6 protein-coding genes are annotated in these 4646 nt (G+C 42.4%); 4 read left to right on the top strand and 2 right to left on the bottom strand.

Annotated elements, in window-relative coordinates; all coding sequences use genetic code 11:
- Positions 1–119: 119 nt before the first annotated feature.
- Entirely contained in the window at positions 120–473 is a 354-nt protein-coding gene (gene rnk / locus Q0C11_RS14430) for a nucleoside diphosphate kinase regulator (RefSeq protein ID WP_293009158.1), read from the top strand.
- 134 nt (positions 474–607) lie between these two features.
- Here rnk and Q0C11_RS14435 read toward each other — a convergent pair whose 3' ends face one another.
- On the bottom strand, positions 608–1795 hold the full coding sequence (locus tag Q0C11_RS14435; protein WP_293009160.1) for a hypothetical protein: 1188 nt from the start codon (positions 1793–1795) through the stop codon (positions 608–610).
- A gap of 49 nt (positions 1796–1844) precedes the next feature.
- Complete coding sequence (gene msrB / locus Q0C11_RS14440; protein WP_293009162.1) at positions 1845–2366, bottom strand: peptide-methionine (R)-S-oxide reductase MsrB; 522 nt, start codon at positions 2364–2366, stop codon at positions 1845–1847.
- 203 nt (positions 2367–2569) lie between these two features.
- Here msrB and Q0C11_RS14445 point away from each other — a divergent pair, with 203 nt between their 5' ends.
- From Q0C11_RS14445 to Q0C11_RS14455, 3 genes are all read left to right on the top strand, one after another.
- Positions 2570–3169 (top strand): DUF4202 domain-containing protein, encoded by a 600-nt coding sequence (locus tag Q0C11_RS14445; protein ID WP_293009164.1) that lies wholly within the window; start codon positions 2570–2572, stop codon positions 3167–3169.
- Positions 3170–3339: 170 nt separating this feature from the next.
- Complete coding sequence (locus Q0C11_RS14450; protein ID WP_293009166.1) at positions 3340–3855, top strand: hypothetical protein; 516 nt, start codon at positions 3340–3342, stop codon at positions 3853–3855.
- A gap of 131 nt (positions 3856–3986) precedes the next feature.
- Positions 3987–4190: a YjfB family protein gene (locus tag Q0C11_RS14455; RefSeq protein WP_293009168.1), complete on the top strand. Its 204-nt coding sequence runs from the start codon at positions 3987–3989 to the stop codon at positions 4188–4190.
- Positions 4191–4646: the final 456 nt, after the last annotated feature.

Below are 4646 nucleotides of genomic sequence, written 5' to 3' on the forward strand. Positions count from 1 at the left end.
CGACTCATGCGTTCAATCAATTCCATCCATGCTTTGAATTCCCTTGATTTCATTGTGCACACCTCTATATCTCAATGCACGTTGGACAAACAATTCAATAATTAATTGTTACATAGCCATTGTTTAGTTCAAAGAATTATAGTCAATTTGCTGGAGTTGATACTCTGATGGATGAGATTGACCGCGCTACGGTCGTCGAGCCCACCGAAGTTCCACCTGACGTTATTACCATGAATTCGACTATTCGTTTTGTTGATGATACAAATGGTTCGGAATTTAAGCTTACACTTGTTTATCCTGATGAAGCTGGCACACCTGAAACGATCTCTATTGCAGCTCCTGTCGGGAGTGCCTTGCTCGGATTGTCCGTAGGCCAATCTATCATGTGGCAAGTGCCTGGGGGCCGAGAGTTGAGTCTACGAGTGCTTGAGGTCATTCGACAGCCAGAAGCAATGGGTGAGTACCACCGTTGAGATTGGCGTTTCGGATAGATTCGCTGATGCAATGAAGAGCAGGTGGGTAAGTACAGTTTATGTATAATAAATGAGCATCTTGAGCCTGTTTTTAACACCGCAGCGGCACTGCAATATAGCTTTTCAATGGTTTGTTAAACAGAAGTCAATACGTATTCCAGTCCAGTTTGGGATAATCCCACAAGATTGATGTTTTCCCCATTGAGAGCAGTATCCGCAGCCATTACGCCAATTGAAGCAACGCTATGAATGCCTGAATCCAGCAACCCTACGTAGTAAGCTTCATCTGCTGCAGAAGGTGCAAAGCCAACCACATTCCTATATAGCAGATTTACTACAGCCGTATGATTTGTTGCGTTGTCGCCAAGCGCGGCATTGATTGCAAATTGCATCAGTGCTTCGTAACTCATGCCGTTATCGAGCAAATTCAAGCCAATGCCGGAGTAAATCTCGTTTGATAGCGATACTTGGCCGAAAACAGCGCCCAATGTTTTCGCTGTGATGCCGGCCTTGCCGTCAAGATCAATCGCTAATGAAATATCAGTATATTGAATACGTTCAATTTGGTTGAGTGTATCTGTACCGTCCACCCCGCTATTTTTGTGGATAATCGTCCAGTTCTGATCAGCATTATGATGGATGTCGTAATCAGCAAAACGGCCACGGTAAATCGCCGTATCAGTATTTCCATTACCGATTAACGTATCATTACCTGCAAATCCGATCAGTACATCTTTTCCTGTCCCACCCGCAATAAACTCGGCTTTGTCATGATCGGCTATGAACGGGGTCTGAAAGCCTTCAAAAAAATTCATGAAAGTATTGGCAGTGGTTCCATTTCCATCAGCCGGACTGAAGACCGCTCCCGACAACAAATAACCTTTCAATCCAGCCGTATCGGATGAGGTACTTCCTGCACCAATGAGATGTGCCGCAGCAAGCATTCCGGAGATTGTTATTGGATTGTCATTAAGAATTTGTCCTTCGTATTTATCAAGCTCCAGAAATTTAATTCTTCCCCATAAAATATCATGCCAGTCGCGTATGATTAGTTCCTGTACGGCGCCATTATTAAAGTAATCCTGTTTACTGTTGATTCCATTTTTTCCTGACCAGTTGCCACTCCAATCATTCCTGAATAAATTGCTATCACTGTTATCAATGCCATAGTATCCGAGGTCAAAAAGAGCCGCCTCTCCAAATTGATACTTGCCGATATAACCAAACGGATTCTCAGAGCCATAATTCTGCGCACCGCCGGAAACACTGGATGATTCTTTGAAACCCAAAGCATCAAAATAATCTTGATATGTTTTAGTCATGATTATTTCTCATAAAATGAAGTAGTCCTTGCATAACACAAACAACTAATCAGCCTCTGAGTGCCGGCAATGATTCTTCTTTGGGCACGAAATTGAGCGCAAGGCCATTGTTGCACCAACGTTCTCCACGAGGGGGCGGGCCATCTTTAAACACATGGCCTTGATGACCTCCACAGCGTGCGCAGTGATATTCTGTGCGTGGCCAAATCATCTTAAAGTCGATTTTAGTCGCTATGTGTCCGGCTATCGGTTGGGTAAAACTGGGCCAGCCAGTCCAGCTTTCATATTTATGCACGCTTTCAAACAATGGCAGATAACAGGCGGCGCAAATAAAGATACCTTCCCGATCCTCATAAACCAGATTGCTGGATTCTGGGCGCTCAGTTGCTTCTTCAAACAGGATTTCATAGGCTCTGGGCGAGACCAATTCGCGCCATTCCTCATGGGGCTTATTGATGGGAGAAACAGGACTAGATGCTTCGCCAACCACGGATGTACGTGAGCATGCCGGAACCAGCGGAAGCACGGTTGCTACGGCGAGTGTTTGTAATAAAAAAGTGCGTCGTTTCATAAAATCTACTCCAATTCAACCCAGGTAATCGTGTGCTGGCCTTGTGCTTATGCGTTCCTCATTAGCCTGAACCTTGTTAAGCAAATGCAAATCATGATATACCCTAAATATAATTTACTCGTTACGGTAACGAAACCCATGTTTTAATTATAATGGTATCAAAGGCTCTTTATCGGCAATCATTAGACCAATCAACTTTCGATATGACTCAACAATGTTTCGACAAAGCAAAAGCGCTGATTGATGCAGCAAATGGCGAAGACCCGAACCAGGAAATCAATGAAGGTGAAAGTTGGCCGAAAGAACTGCTTTATTCGCACCGCATGTCTGACATGCTCGAGCGCTATGCACCCGAAGCTGACGATGCCATGAAACTGGCGGTGAGGGCACAGCATATCCAGCGCTGGAAATCGCCACGCAGCGATTATCCGATGAATCGCAGAGGCTATCATCAATGGCGCACTGGATTAACTAAATTTCATGCTGACACCGTGGCTGATTTGCTCGCAAAGGCTGGGTATGAAAGCATACTCGTTGCACGGGTAACTCAGGCCGTCGGCAAAAAAACCCTGAAGACCAATCCGGATACCCAGTTGTTGGAAGATGTCGCCGGATTGGTTTTTCTCGAACACTACTTGCTCGATTTTGCAAGTAATCATCCTGAATACGATGATCAGAAGTGGATTAATATCATGGGTAAAATCTGGAGAAAGATGTCCGTTCAAGCCCATCAATTCGCGCTTGATGGACACATCAAATTACCGGATTTTTTCGCTGCGTTGATCAGGAAGGCTGTAATATAAACCATTGCGACAAGCCAGTTGTATTACTATCACTAATCGCTAATTGATATAATTTTTCGTTATTCCTCTTAATCAGTAAAAATACTATGCTCACCAATTCAAAATTTTCATCCTACAAATTGATGCTCGTAATTTTGACTGGGGTCCTATTTTCCTTCCTAGCATTCGGCATGCTGTATGGTGTGAGTTCGCAAGGTGATGCAGCAGAAACTTATCCAAAAGGTTTTCGTGGCGGAGCCTGTACCATAGAAACTGAAAATTTAATCATTGGTTATTCAGGATATTACCTCCCGGCAGGCTACGAATTGCCTGAGAATTCCATGCGGTCACCTCATGTTCCTGTTCAATGCGGCAAAGTACCCGAACCGGCAGCAGTAAATATCTCGATTGACTTGTTGTATCCAGAATCAGCGCGGAATTTTCTGTTAGCGCAACGCTTAGTTAAGTTGGAACCTATTGATAATACGGAGAAAGAATACGAAATACTATCTGTCGCCGCGCAATCGCATCCATCAGGTGTCATCACCCAAGCCTTAAAACTGAATGAGCCCGGACAATATATTTTGTATTTGGAAGGAAAGAATGCTGAAAATGCAGATGTTCAAATGAAAATCCCATTAAAAGTTGGGCTCGATTGGAAAGATCAATTTAAAAAACTTTTTTCGACGTTTGTAAGAAAAGATTAGTTGTCACAATAAATAAATTTCATCGCTACTGGGCAAAAACAATTTTACCCAAATAAGAAAAATCCTTGCTGCCTCTAAAAGATAGGGCAATACCTGCCGTAATGACCATTATAATAATTGGGAGAGATTTTATGGACGTAACAGGTATCGCAAGTGTTGCAACGGAAATGTCTAATTTCAATACTCAGCAAGCAGTTGGTATAGCAGTTCTTAAAAAGGCAATGGACATTAACGCTGCAGGCGCTCTCGCTTTAATTGAGGCCATTCCTGACAATACTCAAACCGCTTCAAATTTACCCATAAATCTTGGGCAAAATATTAATACGACCGCATAGTTTTACATTCATTAGTTCATCACTAATAACTTGTAAATAACTCAGGTTATTACGCAAAAACAATATTTCATGGTCAAGTTGTCATGATCATGAATGCAAGAAAACTCAATCGTAAGTGGTTTTAAGCAGAGTAACTTAGACCGCTGTTGCCTGGAATTTGAAACAATGGCTACTGGCCATTTTTTGGCTCTTTTTCCCGTGGAGAAAACTGCAGACTTCACGAATTCTTTGATGAAAAAAAATCAAATAACCCCAATTTACCTTTTATGGACAATCACCTTTTGAAGCTGCTGTTCCAAGATAGCAATTGACGGGAATTTTTCAGGGACGAGACTATTTAGAGCTTACTCAAAAATCATAAATAACTGATTGAATTGAATAATAGTGTATATTTTGGTAGAATAGTGCACTTAAATATGTGAATTAACACCAAAAACCGTGCACTATGATTCGTTA

Source organism: Nitrosomonas sp., assembly GCF_022842015.1.
Classification (GTDB): domain Bacteria; phylum Pseudomonadota; class Gammaproteobacteria; order Burkholderiales; family Nitrosomonadaceae; genus Nitrosomonas.

Bases quoted from the DNA above. Each gene is read 5' to 3' on its own strand.
- Q0C11_RS14435 (WP_293009160.1), bottom strand. From the start codon at position 1,795: ATGACTAAAACATATCAAGATTATTTTGATGCTTTGGGTTTCAAAGAA.
- msrB (WP_293009162.1), bottom strand. From the start codon at position 2,366: ATGAAACGACGCACTTTTTTATTACAAACACTCGCCGTAGCAACCGTG.
- Q0C11_RS14445 (WP_293009164.1), top strand. From the start codon at position 2,570: ATGACTCAACAATGTTTCGACAAAGCAAAAGCGCTGATTGATGCAGCA.
- Q0C11_RS14450 (WP_293009166.1), top strand. From the start codon at position 3,340: ATGCTGTATGGTGTGAGTTCGCAAGGTGATGCAGCAGAAACTTATCCA.
- Q0C11_RS14455 (WP_293009168.1), top strand. From the start codon at position 3,987: ATGGACGTAACAGGTATCGCAAGTGTTGCAACGGAAATGTCTAATTTC.